The organism is Actinoplanes sp. NPDC048796, assembly GCF_040650035.1.
Taxonomy (GTDB): Bacteria; Actinomycetota; Actinomycetes; order Mycobacteriales; family Micromonosporaceae; genus Actinoplanes.
Genome location: NZ_JBEZGO010000003.1, coordinates 339,071 through 358,593, shown reverse-complemented (window position 1 = coordinate 358,593; position 19,523 = coordinate 339,071). Strand labels below are relative to the sequence as shown.

Here is a 19,523-nt window from a genome sequence, read left to right as displayed (position 1 = left end):
TCGTCCAACCGACAGTGATCACCGAGGTACCCGGACCGTACCCACAGCCCGTCCGCGTTTGCCGCCGCGGACGGGCTGTCGGTCCCCCGTCGAGCCGACGCCGCCGCATCGGGCTGGGGCGATGGGTTACATCCCCGATGCGGCGGCGAAGCCCAGATTGCCGGACGCCGCTGTTGTTCCACTGTCGTTCCGCTCTCGTCGCTCAACTAAGCTCGATGTCTCGACCGGAGGGGCGAATAGACCGGAGGGGCTGGGAGACCGGCATGCGGTATCGCATTCTCGGGCCACTGTCCGTCACCGTGGACGGACACGAAGTCACCATTACGGCGGGCCGTGATCGCATCGTGCTGGCCATGCTGTTGCTTCACCCTGGTCGGGTACTCGGCGCCGGCGTGCTGGCCGAGGCGGTGTGGGGCGCCGATCCGCCGGTCACGGCCCGAGGTCAGCTTCAGAGCTGCGTGTCCCGTCTGCGCCGGATTCTGCCGCCGGGCACGATCCGTACCGATCCGGCCGGCTACCGGATCGACGCCGGCTCCGGCGATCTCGATGTGGCCGCCTTCGACCTTCTGGTGGCCGAGGCCAGGTCGGCCGAGGATTCGGGTGCCGCTCGCCGTGCGTACCGTCAAGCGCTTGATCTTTGGCGTGGCCCCTCGCTCGCCGAGACCGAGAGCGAGGCCGTCCGCGGGGCGGGCGCGATGCTCGACGAGCGTTGTGTGGCCGCGACCGAGGAGTGGGTCGACCTCGAACTCGACGCCGGTCGTGGCCGGGAGCTGGCCGGTGTCCTGGCCGAGCTGGTCGAGCGCTATCCGCTGCGCGAACGGCTGCGCGGGCAACTGATGACCGCGCTCTACCGGTCCGGGCGGCAGGCCGACGCGCTGGCCGGGTTCCGGCGTGCGCGCCGGGTGCTGCGTGACGAACTGGGCATTGAGCCCGGTGCCGAACTTCAGCGGCTGCACCAGGGAATGCTGGCCGGGGATCTTCCGGTGGCTCCGAACAGAGCGGAGCCGGTCCGCTGCCTGCCGCGAACGGTCGGCGACTTCACCGGCCGCGACGCTACGGTGCGGAGCCTGGTGGCGGCGATCGGGGCCGCGGCCGGCGATCAGCCGGCGGTGGCGGTGATCGACGGCATGGCCGGCAGCGGCAAGACCACCCTGGCCCTGCACGTGGCCGCCCTGGTCGGCGAGCGCTACCCGGACGCGCACCTGTTCGTCGACCTGCACGGCCACAGCGCCGAACGGCCGCTCGAGCCGGGCGCGGCGCTGCTCGTGCTGCTGCGGCAGCTCGGTGTCGACGCCGAGCGGGTCCCGCCGGATCTCGTCGACCGGATCGGCCTGTGGCGTACCGAGCTGGCCAAGCGCCGGGTGCTGGTGCTGTTCGACAACGCCGCCTCCAGCGTCCAGGTGGCCGACCTGCTGCCGACCGCGCCGGACAGTCTGGCCCTGGTCACCAGCCGCCGGCGGCTGGTCGGCCTGGACGGCGTGCATCCGGAATCGCTGGCCGTCCTCCCGCACGACGAGGCGATCGCGCTGCTGGCCCGGATCGTCGGCGGCCGGGTGTCCAGGGAACCTGAGGCGGCGGCCGAGGTGGTCCGGCGCTGCGGAGGCCTGCCCCTGGCCGTACGGCTGGCCGGTGCGCGGCTGGCCCACCGTGCACGGTGGCGGGTGGCCGACCTGGTCCGCCGGCTGGGCGAGTCGGCGCTGCCCGAGCTGGCGGCGGAGGACCGTTCGGTGGCCAGCGCCTTCGCGGTGTCGTACAGCCAGTTGCCCGATGCCGTCAAAAGGGTGTTCCGGCTGCTGGGCATCTGTCCCGGCAACGGATTCGACGCGCTCGCGGTGGCCGCGCTGAGCGGTCTTCCCCTGAACGGCGCGCAGGACGTCCTCGACGACCTGGTCGATGTTCACCTGGTCGACGAGCCCGAGCCCGGCGTCTACCGGATGCACGACCTGCTGCGCGAGTTTGCGGCGGCGCTCGCCGCCGAGCTGGCGCCGGCCGAACGGACCGAGGCGCTGCGCGGAGTGCTCGACCAGCAGCTGCACGCGGTGGTGGCGACCTGCCTGCCCGCGTACCGGGACGCTCTGGACCGGGACATCGGCTCGCCCGAGCCGTTGCGGCCCGATCTGCGGAACGCGCTCGACGGCCCGGAGGCGCGCCTCGACCGGGAGCGGATCAACCTCGAGGCCTACGTCGTTGCCGCCGCCGGCGATCCGGCACTGCTTCCCTACGCCTGGCGGCTGGCCCGTTCCGCATGGCGGTACCTGTGGTTCCACGGCTACCTCGACGACGTGCACAGCCTGAACTCGCGGGCGCTGCGGTCGGTCGAGCAGAGCGGTGACCGTTCGGCGATCGCGACCGTGCTCAACTATCTGGCCTCCGCGCATTACCGCCGGGCCGAGACCGACGAGGCCGTACGACTTCTGGAACGGTGCATCGCCATCCGCGAGGAGCTGGGCGAACGGCGGGCCGCGGTGCGCTCGATGGTCAACCTGGGCGGGGTGCTGCACTCGGCCGGCCAGTGGGAGAAGGCGATCGCCACCGCGCAATCCGTACGCCGGCGGAACGTGGCCGAGCAGGCCCGCGACGAGCTCAACCTCCTGGCCCTGAGCTATCAGCGCCTCGGGCGCTACAGCGAGGCGATACGCCATCACCGCCTGCGCCTTCTGACCTATCTGGACAGTGGCGATCCGGCCCGGATCGGCGACGCCCTGATCAACCTGGCCGTGCTCAAGCACCGGACGGGCCGGGTCGGCCCGGCGGCGGCGCGACGGCAGGTGACGGCCGCGCTGCGCCTGTACGAGCGGACCGGCTATCCGATCGGCGTCGCCGAGGCCAACCACGAACTCGCGATGCTGCTCGGCGTCGAGGGCCGCACGAAAGAGGCGGTGGCGGCCCATCGCCGGGCCATCGAGATCTCCCAGCGGCTGCACGACCCGATGCAGGAGTCGAAGCTGTGCCACGGCCTGGGTACGACGTACCTGCGAGCCGGTGACGGCCCGGCGGCGCGGGCGATGTTCGAGCGGGCGCTGCGGCTGGCCCTGCGGTCACGGCTTCCGTACCCGATCGCGTGCGCGCGCGCCGGACTCGGCGAGTCCCTGATGACCACGGATCGGGTCGAGGCCCTGCGCCTGCTTGAGCAGGCCCGGGCACAACTGGCCGCGCTGTCGGCGCCCGAGGTGCGCGACGTCGAGAAGTCCCTGGCGGCGCTCGGAGCGCTGGGGTGACCGGCGTGCGGTACGGCGTCCTCGGCCCCCTCTCGGTCGAGGTCGACGGTCGCCCGGTCACGATCACGGCCGGCCGCGATCGCATCGTGCTGGCCATGCTGCTGCTGCATCCCGGCCGCGTGCTGAGCGTCGCCACGCTGGCCGACGCGGTGTGGGGCGCCGGCCCACCGGCTACCGCGCGCGGGCAGTTGCAGACTTGCGTCTCCCGCCTGCGCCGGTCGTTGCCGCCGGGCGCGATCCGCAGTGACCCGGCGGGCTACCAGCTCGATCCGGGCCCGGGCGAGCTCGACGCCGCCGAGTTCGCCCGGCTCGTGGCCGCCGGGCGTGAGCGCCGCGACCTCACCCCGTTGCGCGAAGGTCTGGCCTTGTGGCGTGGCGACGCGCTGGCCGGCATCGAGAGCCATGCCGTTCAGCTCGCCGCCGCGGTCCTCGACCAGCAGCGTGTCGCGGCGGTGCAGGACTGGGCTCAGCTGGAGCTCGAGACCGGCGGCGATCAGGATCTGATCGGGGAGTTGACCGCCGCCGTCGACCGGTGGCCGTTGCAGGAGAAGCTGAGCGGGCAGTTGATGCTGGCCCTGCACCACGCCGGCCGGCCGGCCGAGGCGCTGGCCGAGTATCAGCGTGCTCGGACGGCGTTGCGGGACGAGCTCGGTGTGGATCCCGGCCCGGAGCTGCAGGACCTGCACGCGGGAATGCTCAAGGGCAGCCTGCCCCGGCGGGCCGAGGCCGTACGCTGCCTGCCCAGGACGGTCGGCGATTTCGTCGGGCGCGAGGCGACGGTACGCCGTCTGGTGACCGCGATCGAGGCGGCGGCCGGAGACCAGCCGGTGGTGGCGGTGATCGACGGCATGGCCGGTAGCGGCAAGACCACGCTGGCCCTGCACGTGGCCGCCCTGCTCGGCGAGCGCTACCCGGACGCGCACCTGTTCGTCGACCTGCACGGCCACAGCGCCGAGCGCCCGGTGCAACCGGCGGCCGCCCTGCTGGTGCTGCTGCGGCAGCTCGGTGTCGACGCCGAGCGGATCCCGCCGGATCTCGTCGACCGGATCGGCCTGTGGCGTACCGAACTGGCCAAGCGGCGGGTGCTGGTGCTGTTCGACAACGCGGCCTCCAGCGCCCAGGTGGCCGACCTGCTGCCGACCGCGCCGGGCAGTCTGGCCGTGATCACCGGGCGGCGGCGCCTGATCGGGCTGGACGGTGTGCATCCCGAGTCGCTCACTGTGCTTCCGCAAGCCGAGGCGGTGGCGATGCTGGCCCGGATCGTCGGCGGTGGGCGGGTCGGCGCCGAACCGGAGGCGGCGGCGGAGGTGGTCCGGCGCTGTGGCGGCCTGCCGCTGGCCCTCCGGCTCGCCGGGTCCCGGCTGGCCCACCGTCCACGATGGCGGGTCGCCGACCTGGCCCGACGGCTGGGTGAGTCGGCGCTGCCCGAGCTGGCGGCCGAGGACCGGTCCGTGGCCGGCGCCTTCGCCATGTCGTACCAGCAGCTGCCCGACCACGTCCGGCGGGTGTTCCGGGTGCTCGGGCTCTGCCCGGGTACGGAGTTCGACGCGCTCGCCGCGGCCGCGTTGACCGGTTTGACGCTGGACGGCGCGCGGGACGTTCTCGACGACCTGGTCGACGTGCACCTGGTCGACGAGCCCGAGCCCGGCGTCTACCGGATGCACGACCTGCTGCGCGAGTTCGCGGCGGCGCTCGCGGCCGAGATCCCGGCCGGCGAGCGGACCGAGGCGCTGCGCGGAGTGCTCGACCAGCAGCTGCAGGCCGCGGCGGCGACCAATCTGCCCGCGTACCGGGAAGGGGTCGAACGCGACATCGGCGTGCTCACACCGCTGCGACCGGACCTGCTCGCGGCGGTGACCGATCCCGCCGCCCGGCTCGACCGGGAGCGGCCCCAGCTCGGCCGGTACGCCGGTGCGGCGGCCGCCGTGCCGGAACTGGCCCATTACGCCTGGCAGCTGCCCCGCGCGGCCTGGCGTCACCTTTACATGCGGGCCTATCTCGACGACGTCCACAGCCTGCTCGAACGGAGTCTGGCGATGCTGGAGCGGGGCGGGGACCGCGCCGCGACCGCGACCGTGCTGAACTACCTGGCCTCGGTGCACTGCCGCCGGTCCCGCAACGACGAGGCGGTCCCGCTGCTGCAGCGCTGCATCGCCATCCGCCGCGAGCTCGGCGACCGGGACGCGCTCACCCAGGCCATGGCGAACCTGGCCGTGGTGCACCACGAGTCGGGACGGTGGGTCGAAAGCATCGAAACCGCTTTGGAGGTACGCCGGTTGGCCGCGGCCCGGCACGGTCGCGACGAGCTCAACACGCTGGGCAACGGATACCGGCGCCTCGGCCGTCCGCGGGAGGCGCTGCGCTATTTCCGGCTCCGCCTGCTGGCGCGGCTGGAGATCGGCGACACCACCCGGATCGGTGCCAGCCTCATCTACATCGCCGTGCTCAAGCACCAGCTCGGCGACGTCGGCGCGGCCGCGGCCGTTCGCCAGGTGCGCGCGGCGCTGCGGCTGATCCAGCGGGCCGGATATCCGCACGGCGAGGCCGAGGCGCACCACGAGTTGGGGCTGTTGCTGGCGGCCGACGGGCGGCTGGCCGAGGCGATCGGCGTGCAACGGCGGGCCGTCGACTTCGCCGAGCAGGTGCACAACCGCGAGCAGGAGTCCCGGTTCTGTCACGGATTGGGTACGACGTTCCGGCTGGCCGGCGACGACCTGGCCGCGCGCGAGATGTTCGGGCGGTCGCTGCGCCTCGGCGGGCAGGCCCGGATGCCGTACCGCATCGCGGTGGCGCGGGCCGCGCTCGGCGACTGCCTGGCCGGCGAGGATCCGGCCGAGGCCCGGCGGCTGCTGGGCCTGGCCCGCGCCGAGTTCGCAGCCCTGGCGGCGCCCGAACTGCGCGACGTCGAGAAATCGCTGGCCGCGCTATGAGATATCGCATCCTCGGCCCACTCAGCGTCACCGACGGGACTGTGTCGGCGGGCCGTGATCGGGTCGTGCTGGCCATGCTGTTGCTGCATCCGGGGCGGGTGGTGGGTGTCGGCGTGCTGGCCGACGCGGTGTGGGGCGCCGACCCGCCGGCCACCGCGCGCGGGCAGTTGCAGACCTGCGTCTCGCGCCTGCGCCGGGTGTTGCCGGCCGGCGCCATCCGCAGCGACCCGGCCGGTTACCGGCTGGACCCGGCGCCCGGTGAGCTCGACGCGGCGGAGTTCGGCCGGCTGGCGAAGGCCGGCCGGGAGGAACGCGACCCGGCGAAGTTGCGTCAGGGCCTCGATCTGTGGCGCGGTGACGCGCTGGCCGGCATCGAGAGCCATGCCGTTCAGCTCGCCGCCGCGGTCCTCGACCAGCAGCGTGTCGCGGCGGTGCAGGACTGGGCCCAGCTGGAGCTCGAGACCGGCGGCGATCAGGATCTGATCGGGGAGTTGACCGCCGCCGTCGACCGGTGGCCGTTGCAGGAGAAGCTGAGCGGGCAGTTGATGCTGGCCCTGCACCACGCCGGTCGCCCGGCCGAGGCGCTGGCCGAGTATCAGCGTGCCCGGACGGCGTTGCGGGACGAGCTCGGTGTGGATCCCGGCCCGGAGCTGCAGGACCTGCACGCGGGAATGCTCAAGGGCAGCCTGCCCCGGCGGACCGAGGCCGTGCGCTGCCTGCCCAGGACGGTCGGCGACTTCGTCGGGCGTGCGGTCGTGGTCGCCCGGCTGATCGCCCGGATCGAGCAGGGCGGCCCGGCCCCGGCGGTGGCGGTGATCGACGGCATGGCCGGCAGCGGCAAGACCACCCTGGCGCTGCACGTGGCGGCGCTCATCGGCGACCGCTACCCCGACGCGCATCTCTTCGTCGACCTGCACGGCCACAGCGCCGAGCGCCCGGTCGAACCGGCGGCCGCCCTGCTCGTGCTGCTGCGCCAGCTCGGTGTGGAGGCCGAGCGGATTCCCTCGGCCCTGGTCGACCGGATCGGCCTGTGGCGTACCGAACTGGCCAAGCGGCGGGTGCTGGTGCTGTTCGACAACGCGGCCTCCAGCGCGCAGGTGGCCGACCTGCTGCCGACCGATCCGGGCAGTCTGGCGCTGGTCACCGGGCGGCGCCGGCTGTTCGGCCTGGACGGTGTGCACACCGAGTCCCTGCCCGTGCTGGCGCCCGGTGAGGGGGTCGCGCTGCTGGCCCGGATAGCGGGCGAGCGGGTCGGCGCCGAACCGGAGGCGGCGGCCGAGGTGGTGCGCCGCTGCGGTGGGCTGCCGCTGGCCATCCGGCTGGCCGGGGCCCGCCTGGCCCACCGCCCGCGCTGGCGGGTGGCCGACCTCTTACGGCGGTTACGGGAATCGGCCCTGCCCGAACTCGCGGCCGAGGAGAGGTCGGTGGTCAGCGCCTTCGCCCTCTCGTTCGATCACCTCACCGCCCCCGCCCGGCAGGTCTTCCGTCTTCTCGGTGTGTGTCCCGGCGCCGACGCCGACATCCTCACCGTGGCCGCGCTCAGCGGCCTGCCGCTCGACGCCGCGCAGGAGGCCGTCGACGATCTCATCGATGTCCACCTGCTGGAGGAGCGCGAGCCGGAGGTCTACCGGCTGCACGATCTGCTGCGCGAGTTCGCGACCGTGCTGGCGGGCGAGCTGGCGCCCGAGGAGCGCATCGAGGCGCTGCGCGGCGCCCTCGACCAGCAGTTGCACGCCGCGGCGGCGACCAACGTAGGGGCGTTCCGGCAGCGGCTCGACCGTGACATCGGAAGTCCGGCGCCGCTGCGGCCCGACCTCCTGGCGGCCGTGACCGATCCGGCCGCCCGGCTCGAACGGGAACGGCCCGCGCTGCTGAGATACATCGACGCGGCGGCCGGGGAGCCCGAGCTCGCCCGGTACGCGTGGCAGCTGGCCCGGGCCTCGTGGCTGCATCTGTTCCGCCGCGGCTACCCCGACGACATCCGCGCCACCCACCAGCGGGCCCTCGAGGTGACCGAGCGCATCGGCGACCGGGCGGCCACGGCCGCCGTGCTGAACTACATGGCGTCGGCTCATTTCCGGCGGGCCGAGGTGGACGAGGCGACGCGGCTCCTGGAGCGGTCCCTCGCCCTCCGCCGCGAACTCGGCGACCAGGAGGCGATCCGATTCTCGCTGGTCAACCTCGCGAACGTGTACCACAACGCCGGCCGGTGGACGAACAGCGTCGAGCTCGCGCTCGAGGTGCGGCGGATGCCCTCGCCGCGGATGGGCCGGGGCTCGGAGACCGACGAGCTGAACGCGATAGCCCTCGGCTGTCAGCGACTCGGGCGTTACGCCGAGGCGCTGCGATACGAGCGGCTGCGCCTTCTGAAGCAGGTGGAGACCGGTGATCGCGTCCGGATCGGCGACTGCCTGGCCAGCATCGCCGTCGTGAAGTACCGGCTGGGGCTGATCGGCGGCGCCGCCGCGCGCCGGCAGCTGATGGCCGGTCTGCGGCAGATCCAGCGGGGCAACTCGCCGTACGCGGAGGCCGAGGCGTACCACGACCTGGCCTTGATCGTGGCCCGCGAGGGCGACCTCGAGGAGGCCATCGCCCTGCACCACCACGCCCTCGAGATCGCCCTGCCGTTGGCCGACCCCCGGCAGGGATCACGTCTGCACCACGGCCTGGGTACGACGCTCCTGCTGGCCGGTGACCGCGAGAACGCGCGGGTGGCGTTCGAGGAGGCGTTGCGGCTCGGGCGGCGGTTCCGGCTGGCGCACGGGGTCGCGGTGGCCGAGGCGGGCCTGGCCGAGTGCCTGATCGACGAGGACCCGGCCGAGGCCCGGCGGCTGTTCGCCCGGGCCGCGACGGCGCTGGCGGCCATCGAGGCCCCCGAGTTGACGGACGTCGAGAAGTTTCTGGCGGAACTCGGTGGCGAGGATCATCGGCGCGCCGGGGCCGGGGGAGAGACGATAAGGACGTGACGACTACTGACGAGAGCGGTTACCGGGTCGAGAAGGACACGATGGGCGAGGTCCGGGTGCCGGCCGACGCCCTGTGGCGTGCGCAGACGCAGCGGGCGGTGGAGAACTTCCCCATCTCCGGGCGCGGGCTGGAATCGGCCCACATCAGGGCACTGGCTCAGATCAAAGGGGCGGCCGCGCAGGTGAACGCGGCGCTGGGCGTGCTCGACGACGATCTGGCGAAGGCGATCGCGACGGCCGCGGCGCACGTGGCCGAGGGCGGTTACGACGACCAGTTCCCGATCGACGTGTTCCAGACCGGGTCGGGCACCTCGTCCAACATGAACGCCAACGAGGTCATCGCCACCCTCGCGTCGCGGGAGCTGGGCCGGCCCGTACACCCGAACGACCACGTCAACGCCTCGCAGTCGAGCAACGACGTCTTCCCGTCCTCGATCCACCTGGCCGCGACCGAGGCCGTGACCTCGACCCTCATCCCGGCCCTGGAGCACCTGCACTCGGCCCTGCGGGCCAAGGCCGCGGACTGGGACGACGTGGTCAAGAGCGGGCGTACGCATCTGATGGACGCCACGCCGGTCACGCTCGGCCAGGAGTTCTCGGGGTACGCGCAGCAGGTCGCCAACGGCATCGAACGGCTCCGCGCGACCCTGCCCCGGCTGGCCGAACTGCCGCTGGGCGGCACCGCGGTCGGTACCGGCGTGAACACCCCTCCCGGCTTCGCCCCGAAGGTCATCGACCGGCTCCGTGAGGTCACCGGCCTGCCGCTGAGCGAGGCCCGCGACCACTTCGAGGCGCAGGGCGCGCGCGACGGCCTGGTCGAGGCGTCCGGTCAGCTCCGGACGATCGCCGTCGGGCTCTACAAGATCGTGAACGACATCCGCTGGATGGGCTCCGGCCCGCGGGCCGGACTGCGCGAGCTGCGCCTGCCCGACCTGCAGCCGGGCTCATCGATCATGCCGGGCAAGGTGAACCCGGTCGTGCCCGAGGCGGTGCGCCAGGTGGCGGCCCAGGTGATCGGCAACGACGCCACGGTGGCCTTCGCCGGCACCCAGGGCGACTTCGAGCTCAACGTGATGCTGCCGGTGATGGCCCGCAACATCCTCGAGTCCATCCGCCTGTTGGCCAACGCGTCCCGCCTGCTGGCCGACCGCTGCGTCGACGGCCTGCAGCCCAACGTCGAGATCGCTTTGGCGTACGCCGAGGGGTCGCCCTCGATCGTCACCCCGCTCAACCGCTACCTCGGCTACGACGAGGCGGCCGCGATCGCGAAGACCGCCCTCGCGACGAACCAGTCGATCCGCGACGTGGTGATCGAGCGCGGCCACCTCAAATCCGGCAAGTTGACCGAGGAGCAGCTGGACGAGGCCCTCGACGTGCTGAGGATGACCCGCCCCTAGGTCCTGTGGATAACGTGTGGAAAACCGCCCCGCCCCGTCCCTCGGGCGGGGCGGTTACCCGCTTGGCGGGGCCGGTACCCTTGTCAGGTGAGTTTGCGCTTGTACGACACCGCGACCCGATCCGTCCGGGACTTCGTCCCGCTGACGCCCGGTCAGGTCGGTATCTACCTGTGTGGTCTCACCGTGCAGTCAGTGCCGCACATCGGTCACCTCCGCTCGGCGGTGAACTACGACGTGCTGCGCCGCTGGCTGCTGCACACCAACTACGAGGTCACCTTCGTCCGTAACGTCACCGACGTCGACGACAAGATCCTCGACAAGGCGAACGCGCAGGGCCGCCCGTTCTGGTCGATCGCGTACGCCAACAAGCTCGTGCTCGACGCGAACTACCGCGACCTCAACGTGCTGCCGCCGACCTACGAGCCGCTGGCCACCGCGCACATCCCCGAGATGCACGAGCTCATCACCACGCTGATCGAGCGCGACCGGGCCTACCCGGCGGCCGGCGGCAACGGCGACGTCTACTTCGACGTGCCCTCGTACGCGGAGTACGGCGCCCTCTCCGGCCAGAACCCGGACGACATGCGCCCGCCGTCCGACGGCGGCGAGCCCGACAAGCGCGACTACCGCGACTTCGCCCTGTGGAAAGGCGTCAAGGCCGACGAGCCGGCCGACGCGTCCTGGCCGTCGCCGTGGGGCCGCGGCCGCCCGGGCTGGCACATCGAGTGCTCCGCGATGGCCCGGCGCTACCTGGGCGACGAGTTCGACATCCACGGTGGCGGCGTCGACCTGACCTTCCCCCACCACGAGAACGAGATCGCCCAGTCCCGTTCGGCCGGGCTGCCGTTCGCGCGGTACTGGGTGCACCACGCGCTGCTCAACCTCGGCGAGGCCAAGATGAGCAAGTCGCTGGGCAACGTGATCGACCTCGACGCGGTGCGCGCCCTGGGCATCCGCGAGGTCGAGGTGCGCTACTACCTCGCCACGCCGCACTACCGCTCGCGCATCGACTACTCCGATGACGCGCTTCGTGAGGCCGCCACCGCGTACCGCCGCATCGAAGGTTTCGTCCAGCGCGCCGCCGAGATCGTCGGGCCCGGCCGTCCCAAAGACGTGCCCCCGCCGTTCGCCGCGGCGATGAACGACGACCTCAACACGTCGGCCGCGCTGGCGATCGTGCACGACACCATCCGCGAGGGCAACACGGCCCTCACGGCCAACGACGAAGCCGGCATCCGCGGGGCGCTCACCGCCGTCCGCGCGATGCTGGGTGTGCTCGGCCTCGACCCGCTCGACGAGAAATGGACCGGTGGCTCCACCCAGAGCGACCTCAAGCCGGTCGTCGACGCGCTGGTCAAGCTCGCGCTGGAACAGCGCGCGCAGGCACGGGCACGGAAGGACTGGGCGGCCGCCGACTCGGTGCGCGACCAGCTCAAGAACGCGGGAATTCAGGTGGAGGACACTCCGGCCGGGCCGCGATGGACGGTAGGAGAGCACTGATGCCGGGAAATTCGCAGAACGCGAGCAAGCGGGCCACCGCCAAGAAGGGCGCCTCGATGGGTTCGGGCGGCAAGAACCGCTCGAGCCTCAAGGGCAAGGGCCGCACCCTGCCCGCCGACGAGCGCCCATGGCACAAGGGGTACTCGGGCACCGAGAAACTGCCCGACAAGACCGCCCGTAAGCAGGACAAGGAGCGCCGCGCGGCGGCCGCCGAGGGCCGCGCGCCCAAGGTCGGCGTCCCCGGCAGCAAGGACACCACCTGGGGCCGCGGCGGCGGCCGCGGCGTCCCGGCGCGAGGGCCGCAGCAGCGCGGCAAGTTCAACTCGCGTGGCGGCCCGCGGGTCGCGCCCGGGCGCCGCTCCAACCCGACCAAGGAAGGCCCCGAGCTGCTGCTCGGCCGCAACCCGGTGGTCGAGGCGCTGCGCGCCGCGGTGCCGGCCACGGCGCTGTACGTCGCGCAGGGCATCGACATCGACGAGCGGGTCACCGAGATCGTCCGTACCGCCGGCGACCGGGGCATCCCGATCCTCGAGATCGGCCGCAACGAGCTCGACCGGATGACCGGCGGCGTCCTCCACCAGGGCATCGGCCTGCAGGTGCCGCCGTTCGCGTACGAGGAATTCGACGACCTGATCGCCGCCGCCCTCGAACAGACGGCGCCGCTGCTGGTCGCGCTCGACGGCATCACCGACCCGCGCAACGTCGGCGCGGTCATCCGCTCGGTGGCGGCCTTCGGCGGCCACGGCGTCTTCATGACCGAGCGCCGCGCCGCCGGCATCACCGCGACCGCGTGGCGCACCAGCGCCGGCGCGGCCGCCCGGGTGCCGGTCTCCCAGGTGGTCAACCTGACCCGCGCGGTCAAGGCGGCGCAGAAAGCCGGCTTCACCGCGATCGGCCTCGACGCCGACGGCGAAACCGACCTCTACCAGCTCGAAGCCGCCATCGGCCCGCTGCTGGTGGTCGTCGGCTCCGAGGGCCGCGGCCTGTCCCGCCTCGTCGGCGAGACGTGCGACCTGCGCGTCAGCATCCCGATGGCCTCCGACGTCGAGTCGCTGAACGCCAGCGTCGCCGCCGCGGTCACCCTGGCCGAGGTCACCCGCCGCCGTACGCAGGGTCAGTAATAGGCCTTCAAACGATCGTTCTCGGTCACGTAGAGCCACCCGCCCGCGACAACGGGCGGGTGGTCGCGGTTTGTGGCGATCTTGGGCTGCTTGGCCGCTGCGCCTGTGGCGGCGCTCGCCACGACGAGCCCGTCATCGGTCGGCGTGTACAGCAGGCCACCAGCGCGTGAGGTGCGGCCGGCGGCGCTCGAGGTGTGCACGGAGTAGAGCTTGCGGCCGGTCCGGGCGTCCAGGGCGGTGGCGCTGCGGTACTGGCTGTAGAAGACATGAGTGGAATCCGTGGTGACGTCGCTGACCGGCAGCTTCGTCGACCAGATCTTCTTGCCGGTCGCGGCGTCGACGGCAGTCAGCCCCTCGGCGCTGCCCACGTAGAACCGGGTGCCGGCCGGGTCGGTCCCACCGGCGTACCAGTTGTTCGTGGTCTCCCAAAGGGTTTTGCCGGTGGTCACGGCGACCGCCACGGCGCCGCCGCTCGCCTTGCGCAGCAGCAGGCGGCCGCCGGCCGAGACGAGGCCGTCACCGCGGTCACCGAGGCGTAGCCAACGCTGCTTGCCGTCCCCGACGGCGAAGGCGATGGTCGAGGCCAGGCCGTCCTGATTGCTGTCGAGGACGATGGTGCCCTGGTCGATCCGCATGTCGTAGCTGAACTTCTTCAGCCCGGTGGTCCAGAGCCGCTTGCCGTTCGCGGGGTCGTACGCGGTGAGATGGCTTTCGAAGTCGGCCGGGACGCGGCACTCGGAGGAGAGCATGAGCAGCTTGCCGTCGGCCACGGCCAGCCGGGAGACGGTGGTCTGCGGGAGGTCCACGTGCCAGCGGCGTTTCCCGGTTGTGGGGTCGTAGGCGCCGATGCCACCGGGGTCGTTGGAGAAGAGGCTCTTTCCGTCCAGAACGGGGCGGACGCCGGTGTCGCAGCGCGAAGTCCTGGTGGCCAGGGTCCAGCGCTGCTTGACCTGGGCGATCGTCGCGGCGTTGAGCCTTGATTCGGCGGGGTTGTAGTGGGTGTTGCCTGGTCCGTAGCCGGACTGCGGCCAGCCGTTCGCCGGAGCTGCTGCGGCTGGGGTCGGGACCATGACCAGGGCGGCTACCGCCGCGTACAACTTGATCTTCACCTGTTGATCAACGAGGGGAAGACCCTGGGGCTCCGCCCCGGACCCCGGTCATCGCAGCTGGGATCAGGTTAGGAGCGGGAGCTTGGGTGATCCCGTCGCAACGCCCCGCACCCACCGCACCCACCGCACCCACCGCACCCACCGCACCCACCGCACCCACCGCACCGTGGGGGTCTGGGGGCTCGGCCCCCAGGTAGATACGCGAGCTGGCCCGGCTTGCGCTTTTGCAAGCAGACTCCTGCTCCAGCGAGCCCCCGGTCGGGATCGAACCGACGACCTCCCGTTTACAAGACGGGTGCTCTGGCCATCTGAGCTACAGGGGCGTGTGTGCGGAGTCAGCATATCTGCTGTGGGCTTATGGGCTGCCCTTGGCATGACGTGTAAAAAGCTTTACGTTTACGGGGCTGTTTCCACTCGGATCGTCCGGCACGTTCCTGCCGGTGGAAAGGAAGTTGCTTCACCATGGCTACGGTTACCTATGACAAGGCCTCTCGTATCTACCCGGGGTCTGAGCGTCCCGCGGTGAACGAGCTCGATCTCGAGATCGGTGACGGGGAGTTCCTCGTACTGGTCGGTCCCTCCGGTTGTGGCAAGTCCACCTCGCTGCGCATGCTCGCGGGGCTCGAGGACGTCGACCGGGGCCGCATCCTCATCGAGGGCAAGGACGTCACGAACCTTCCTCCGAAGTCGCGCGACATCGCGATGGTCTTCCAGAACTACGCTCTCTACCCGCACATGTCGGTGTACGAGAACATGGCCTTCGCTCTGAAGCTGCGCAAGACCTCGAAGGCGGAGATCGACCGCCGAGTCAAGGAGGCCGCGGCTCTTCTGCAGCTCGACGAGTACCTGTCGCGTAAGCCGAAGGCGCTCTCCGGTGGTCAGCGTCAGCGTGTCGCCATGGGCCGCGCGATCGTGCGTGAGCCGCAGGTGTTCCTCATGGACGAGCCGCTGTCGAACCTCGACGCGAAGCTGCGTGTGCAGACGCGTTCGCAGATCGCCACGCTGCAGGCCAAGCTGGGCGTCACCACCGTGTACGTGACGCACGACCAGGTCGAGGCCATGACGATGGGCCACCGCGTGGCCGTCATGCTCGACGGTGTGCTCCAGCAGGTGGACACCCCGCGTGCGCTGTACGACACCCCCGGCAACGTCTTCGTCGCCGGCTTCATGGGCTCGCCCGCCATGAACATCAAGACCGTTCCGCTGACCGAGGCGGGTGGCCACTTCGGCACGCTGGCCGTGCCGCTGACCCGCGAGCAGGTGGCGGGCGCGCAGAACGGTGGCGGCAAGGTCACCATCGGCTTCCGCCCCGAGGCCGCCGACCTGGTGTCGGAGAACGAGGGTGGCTTCCCGATCGTCGTCGACCTCGTCGAGGACCTCGGCTCGGACGCGAACGTGTACGGCCACGCCGAGCTCGAGGGTGGTTCGGAGCGCTTCACGGTCCGTACCGACCGGCGCCACATGCCCAACATGGGCGAGACCGTCTACGTCAAGCCGCAGGCGAACGCGCTCCACGTGTTCAACGCCGAGACCGGCGTGCGCATCTGACGCTGTTTCAGTAAAAGGCGGCCTCCCGGTTGGGGGGCCGCCTTTCTGTTTCAGCCGGCTCGGTTTCTAGCCGGCTCGGTTTCTAGTCGGCGAAGCTGGTCACCACAAAATCCTCGTCGGCGACGCAGGCCAACAGCGACGTGTTCCAGGCGCAGGAGCTGGTGCGGACGCCCTGAAGGGGGCCGAGCTGCACCGGGTCGTCGCCGAGATGCCGGCCGGCGACGGCGGGGTCGTCGACGTAGCCGACGAGCGGCTTGCTGAACTCGAGGACGTTGGCGGCGTCCAGACGTACGGCGTCGGCCTTGCCCGTCCAGATCTGCTTGCCGGCGGCGTCGACGAGGGTGGTCTCCGGCGCCGTGGAACGGGCCAGAACGGCCTCGCCGACCGGAACGAGGGTGTCGGCCTTGGCGACCTTGCGTTCCCAGAGCTTCTCGCCCTTGGCCACGTCGAGGGCGACGACGGTGGCGTTCTCGTCGCCGTAGCCGGTCCCCTCGACCGCGCAGACCCGGTCGTCGCCGCAGGGAACGACGGCGCTGAGCCGGGCGGTGGCGCTGCGTGCGGTGTACGCGACGTCGGGCTCGCCGAGCTTGTCGAGCCGATAGGTGACGATGCGGTCGGCGGCCTCGTCCTCCCGGACGATCAGGCGGCCGTTGTGGGCGACCACTTCGTCGTCGGGGCCGGCCACGCTCTGCCGGGAGGCGACCACCGCGCCGGTCCTGGCGTCGATGAGCCGGGCCTCACGATCGGGCGTGATCTGTACGAGCCGGGGGTCGTCGCCGAGGTCGGCGTCGAACGGGCGGCCGGTCAGCCCGGCCGGGCCGTCGAGGTCGCCGGAAGTGGTGACCAGGTGGACGGCGGTGGCCGAGGTGGAGTCGCCGGGATCGGGGCGGACCCAGTCCTCGCTGCCGTCTTCGAGCTTCAGGCCGACAAGGCGCCGCCCCGCCCGGTCGGCGACGACCGCGTGATCGCCCGCGAAGTAGACGAGATCATCGCGGCCGACCGTGCGCTGCCAGCGCTTATCGCCCTTGTCGGCGTCCAGGAGTACGACCTCGCGGGTGCCCTTGTCGAGGTCGGTGTCGCTGAAGAGGGCGACCCCGTCGGGGAGGGCGACCATCTGGCGCCAGCGCTGGGCGACGCCGGCCTGCTTCCGGCTCCAGGCGGCGGATTTCGCCCCGTCGTCGAAGGCAACGACACCGAGGTCCCCGTTGTCGTAATCGGTGCTGGCGAAATAAACGCGGTCGCCGATCACGGCGGCGTCCGACCAGGAGGAGCCGATCGGCACGGCGGCCGGCAGGTGCTGAAGGGCGGAGAGGGGGTGGTAGTCGAGGGCGGGGTAACGGGGCCACAGAGTCCAGGCCAGGGCCGAGCCGGCCGCAAGCACGACGGCGAGGGTCGCGGCCCCGGCGATGACCCACGTGCGGCGTCTCTTGCTCTTGGGGACGGGTGACGCTTCGGGGGCGTACGCGGGTGGCGGCGCCGGCGGCTGCCAGGGCGCGGCGGACGACGGCCCTGCGGTCGACGGCGACCCGGACGACGGCCCTGCGTTTGACGGCCCGGAAGACGGCGGCGCGGACGCCGACCCTGCGGTTGACGGCGCGGACCACGGCCCGGCGGCTGACGGCGCGGACCACGGCCCGGCGGCTGACGGCCCTGGACCTGACGGCCCGTTGTTTGACGACCCGGCGTTTGACGGCGCGGACCACGGCTGGGCGCTTGGCGGCGCGGACGATGGCGGGGCTGATGACAGCGGCGCGGCTGATGAGGGCTGCATGTGACCGGCGGCGATCGCCTCGGCCTCGGCGGTGGCCCACGGGTCGACGGCCTCGATGTACTCGCGCTCGTCCGTTTTGTCGGTCGCAGCGTCGGGCGGGGCGGCGTTGGGCGGGGCGGCGTCGGGGGGTGGGGCGTCGGGGGGTGGAGCGTCGGGCGGCACGGCGGCGGGCGGCACGGCGGCGGGCGGTGTGGCGTCCGGCGGTGCGGCGTGAGGCGGTGTCGTGACGGGCGGCGCCGATGGCTGTGCGGTGTCCCGCGGCGCCGCCGGCCGTGTGGTGGCGGGCTGTGCGGCGTCCCGCGGTGCGGCGTCCGGTGGTGCGGCTGCAGGCGGTGTGGCGTCCGGTGGTGCGGCTGCAGGCGGTGCGGCGTCCGGTGGTGCGGCGGCAGGCGGTGTGGCGTCAGGCGGTGTGGCGTCAGGCGGTGTCGCGACGGGCGGCGCCGATGGCTGTGCGGTGACCTGCGGTGCCGTCGGCTGCGTGGCGGCGGGCGGTGTGGCGGCAGGCGGTGTGGCGGCGGCGGGCGATGTGGCGGCAGGGGGTGTGGCGGCGGGCGGTGTGGCGGCAGGGGGTGTGGCGGCGGCGGGCGGTGTGGCGGCAGGGGGTGTGGCGGCGGGCGCGGTGGCGGCAGGGGGTGTGGCGGCAGGCGGTGTGGCGGCGGGCGGTGTGGTGGCGGTGGGCGGTGTGGCGGTGGGTGGTGTGGCGGCGGCTGGGGAGATCGGGTCTACCGGGGTGTTGGCGATCTGGGTGTCGGTGATCGGGGGTGGGAAGTCCGGCGCGGTGGTCGGTGTGGGAGGCGGGGTGGCTTTGGTGGAGACGGCTGGGGCATAGCGCAGGGCGGCGGCCATGGTGGCGCCTTCGGCTACGGCTAGTTCGGGCTGTTCCAGGACTGTGGGGGCTATGCCGAGTTCGCTGTGCAGCAGGCGGGCCACCAACGGCACTCGGGAGGAGCCGCCGACCAGGAACAGGCCGGCCAGGTCGGTGGGGGACAAGCCGGCGGCGGCGATCACCGTGGCGGCCTCGGCCACGCCGCGGCGGATCAGAGGGGTGGCGGCCGCCTCCAGTTCGTCGCGGGTCAGGTGGGCGGCCTGTTCTACGCCGGGGACCGGGACGGGGGCGAAGGAGCTTCGGGACAGCATCTCCTTCGCGCCTCGGATGTCCTCCCAGAACTGGCGGCGGGCGCGCCACTGGGCCAGCGTCACCGGCTCGGTCAAGGACTGCCAGGCTGCGGGCTCGGCGCCGCTCAGGGACTTGCCCAGGTGGTCGGCCAGGGCCGCGTCGATGTCCAGGCCGCCCAGGTCGTCGGCTCCGCCGGAAGCTGCCACCGTGAACGAGGGGCCCTCTCGGCGGACCACTGCCACGTCCAGGGTGCCGCCGCCGAAGTCGAAGACGGCCAGGGACGACGTGTCGGGCAAGGGGCGGCGCAGGACTTCGGCGAAGTAGCGCGCGGCTGCCACCGGCTCGGTCACCAGCGTGGTCTTGGCGGGGGCGCCCAGCGTGTCGGACGGCCAGCCGGCCTGGCTGATGGCGCGGGTCAGGACGGCTCGGCGGCGGGCGCCCCACGACGCGGGGTAGGTGATCACCGCGGGCGGCAGGAAGCCGGCGGTGGCGACCGCCTCGCGGGCCACCGCCTCGAGCAGGGCGGCCAGCAGGGTGGCGACCGGGATCGTGGCGCCGTCGCCGAGCATGATCTCGTCAGCGTCGATGTGGCGTTTCGGGTGGGGTTCGAGGCGGCCGGGGTCGGCCTGGCCCAGGCGCAGGGCGTCGGCGCCGACGTGCAGGCGGCCGGTGGGGTCGAGGAAGACCGCCGACGGCAGCGACGGGCGGCCGTCGAAGAGCAGCGGACGGGTCCGCGCGTCGGGGCGGCGCAGCATGGCCACCGTGTGCGACGTGCCGAGGTCGACACCGAGCACGAAGCCGTCGGTCATGCGCGTCATGCTACGACCTGGGTACGACGGGACCCGC

Annotated in this window: 9 protein-coding genes and 1 tRNA gene; 7 read left to right on the top strand and 3 right to left on the bottom strand. The window is 72.4% G+C overall.

Features of this window, described 5'->3' with window-relative positions:
• Nucleotides 1-137 precede the first annotated feature (137 nt).
• The 6 genes from AB0C26_RS15415 to rlmB all read left to right on the top strand — a co-directional run bounded on the left by AB0C26_RS15415 (nt 138) and on the right by rlmB (nt 13,132).
• Nucleotides 138-3,218: a BTAD domain-containing putative transcriptional regulator gene (locus AB0C26_RS15415; protein WP_360247145.1), complete on the top strand. Its 3,081-nt coding sequence runs from the start codon at nt 138-140 to the stop codon at nt 3,216-3,218.
• Nucleotides 3,219-3,223: 5 nt separating this feature from the next.
• The gene (locus tag AB0C26_RS15410; protein WP_360247143.1) at nt 3,224-6,148 is read left to right on the top strand and encodes a BTAD domain-containing putative transcriptional regulator; all 2,925 of its coding nucleotides are present in this window, start codon (nt 3,224-3,226) and stop codon (nt 6,146-6,148) included.
• Entirely contained in the window at nt 6,145-9,114 is a 2,970-nt protein-coding gene (locus tag AB0C26_RS15405; protein WP_360247141.1) for a BTAD domain-containing putative transcriptional regulator, read from the top strand. Before AB0C26_RS15410 ends, AB0C26_RS15405 begins: the two co-directional genes overlap by 4 nt.
• A complete protein-coding gene (locus AB0C26_RS15400; RefSeq protein WP_360247139.1) occupies nt 9,111-10,511 on the top strand; it encodes a class II fumarate hydratase in 1,401 nt (466 codons plus the stop codon). The genes AB0C26_RS15405 and AB0C26_RS15400 overlap by 4 nt, the downstream gene beginning before the upstream one ends.
• A gap of 87 nt (nt 10,512-10,598) precedes the next feature.
• The gene (cysS, locus tag AB0C26_RS15395) at nt 10,599-12,011 is read left to right on the top strand and encodes a cysteine--tRNA ligase (protein ID WP_360247137.1); all 1,413 of its coding nucleotides are present in this window, start codon (nt 10,599-10,601) and stop codon (nt 12,009-12,011) included.
• A complete protein-coding gene (gene rlmB, locus AB0C26_RS15390) occupies nt 12,011-13,132 on the top strand; it encodes a 23S rRNA (guanosine(2251)-2'-O)-methyltransferase RlmB (protein WP_360247135.1) in 1,122 nt (373 codons plus the stop codon). The genes cysS and rlmB overlap by 1 nt, the downstream gene beginning before the upstream one ends.
• On the opposite strand, the gene AB0C26_RS15385 is transcribed toward rlmB, so the two are convergent.
• Complete coding sequence (locus AB0C26_RS15385; protein WP_360247133.1) at nt 13,126-14,241, bottom strand: PQQ-binding-like beta-propeller repeat protein; 1,116 nt, start codon at nt 14,239-14,241, stop codon at nt 13,126-13,128. The two genes, rlmB and AB0C26_RS15385, sit on opposite strands and share 7 nt — an antisense overlap.
• Nucleotides 14,242-14,490: 249 nt before the next feature.
• Nucleotides 14,491-14,564, bottom strand: a tRNA-Thr gene (locus tag AB0C26_RS15380).
• A 139-nt stretch (nt 14,565-14,703) separates the two neighbouring features.
• Between AB0C26_RS15380 and ugpC the strand changes: the two genes are divergently transcribed.
• Nucleotides 14,704-15,789, top strand: a complete 1,086-nt coding sequence (ugpC, locus tag AB0C26_RS15375; protein ID WP_360247131.1) for a sn-glycerol-3-phosphate ABC transporter ATP-binding protein UgpC — start codon at nt 14,704-14,706, stop codon at nt 15,787-15,789.
• Nucleotides 15,790-15,871: 82 nt separating this feature from the next.
• Here ugpC and AB0C26_RS15370 read toward each other — a convergent pair whose 3' ends face one another.
• Nucleotides 15,872-19,486: an Hsp70 family protein gene (locus AB0C26_RS15370; RefSeq protein WP_360247129.1), complete on the bottom strand. Its 3,615-nt coding sequence runs from the start codon at nt 19,484-19,486 to the stop codon at nt 15,872-15,874.
• Nucleotides 19,487-19,523: the final 37 nt, after the last annotated feature.